Origin of the sequence: Mesorhizobium sp. M7A.F.Ca.CA.004.06.1.1 (assembly GCF_003999135.1) — a bacterium.
Lineage (GTDB): Bacteria > Pseudomonadota > Alphaproteobacteria > Rhizobiales > Rhizobiaceae > Mesorhizobium.
In genome coordinates this window covers 1-1,625 of the sequence record NZ_RZPQ01001025.1, presented here as the reverse complement: position 1 = coordinate 1,625, position 1,625 = coordinate 1, and the positions used below count along the sequence as shown (strand labels likewise).

General features: G+C 66.0%; 1 protein-coding gene. It reads left to right on the top strand.

Features of this window, described 5'->3' with window-relative positions; all coding sequences use genetic code 11:
- Nucleotides 1-8 precede the first annotated feature (8 nt).
- Nucleotides 9-1,625: ABC transporter permease (locus EN906_RS33410; protein ID WP_245484386.1), on the top strand; the 1,617-nt coding region annotated here is incomplete at its 3' end.

Below are 1,625 nucleotides of genomic sequence, written 5' to 3'. Positions count from 1 at the left end.
GCTTCGGTCTGCGCCGCGCGCTGGTGCGCAATCGTGGCGCGCTGATTGCCGCGATCGTCCTGGCGATCCTGCTCTTCGTTGTCGACTGGATCAACGCCGGGCCGCTGACCTATTTCGACGTGTCGTTCCTGTCGAGCGGCGGCACCACCTCGGCGCTCGCCGCGATCGGTCAGACCATCGTCATCCTGTCGGGCGGTTTCGACCTCTCTGCCGGCGCGGTGATATCGCTGGTCAATGCCGTGCTGGCATCGAGCATGGACCCGATGGCGCCAGGCGCCAGCATCATCCTGTGGACCGCCGTCGGCATCGGCGTCGGCATGGCGGTGGGCGCCTTCAACGGCTTCTTCATCGCCGTGCTGCGCATGCAGCCCATCGTGGTGACGCTGTCGACCATGTTCATCCTGCAAGGCGTGACGCTGCTGGTGATGGACAAGCCCGGCGGCTTCGTGTCGCCCGATCTCGGTACCTTCTATCTTGGCGACGCGATCACCGGCTGGCTGCCGATGCCGCTGGTGGTGATCGGCGTCGTCCTGCTCGCCTGGTTCTGGCTGAAGGGAACCCGCTTCGGCACAGCACTTTATGCGGTCGGCAGCGATCCGGAGTCGGCCGCTTCCGTCGGCATCAATGTCGTGCTGGTGCGCTTTGCCGTCTATGTCATCGCCGGCGGCTGCTATGGCCTTGCCGGCGTCTTCATCAGCGCCCAGACCGGCAGCGGTGATCCGCTGGTCGGCAATCCGCTGCTGTTGTCGATGTTCGCGGCGGTCGTCGTCGGCGGCACGCGCCTCGGCGGCGGGCAGGGCGGCCCGGTGGGTTCGGTCTTCGGCGCCTACATCCTGATGATCGTGGTGATCATCCTGCTGGTGCTCAATGTCTCGGCCTATTATGCGACCATCGCCGAAGGCACCATTCTGGTGCTGGCAGCACTTGCCGGCTCCATCTCGCATGCATCGGTGCTTGCCGTGCAGCTACGCGCCGCGCGTGCCCGGCTCGCCGCCTGGCGCGCCGGCATACTGCCCTCGCAACTCGAGCGCGTGGACCGGCGTCTCAAGACCGCCGAACCAGCCCATGCCCAGCGCAGTCCGGCGGCGCCGCGCCCTGCCTTCCACCTGCGCAACGCGGAAACGCTGCGTTATGCGCTGCCCGCCTATGTCTGCCTGCTGCTCATCGTGGTCGTCACGCAGGTCTGGCTCGGCCGCGCCATCCTCAATCCGGGGTACTGGAATTCGCTGCTGGTGCTATCGTCCTTCCTAGCCGTCCTGGCGCTGGGGCAGGGAACCGTCATTCTGACCGGTGGCCTCGACCTCTCCGTGCCGTGGACGATCGGCATCTCCGGCATCATCCTGGCCGGCATGGTCAACGGCTCCGACGCCGCCCTTGTCTACGCCTTGCCGGTCGTCCTGTTGATGGCCTGCGCCATTGGCTTCGCCAATGGTTTCGGCATCGTCTATCTCGGCATCTCGCCGATCGTCATGACGCTCGCCACCAACGGCATCCTGCAAGGCTGTGCGCTGCTCTATTCGCAGGGCACGCCGGCCGGTTTTTCCTCGCCGATGCTGCGCTGGGTCATGACGGCCAAGCTCGCCGGCCTGCTGACTCCAATAGTGCTGCTGATGGTCGTCTTTGTC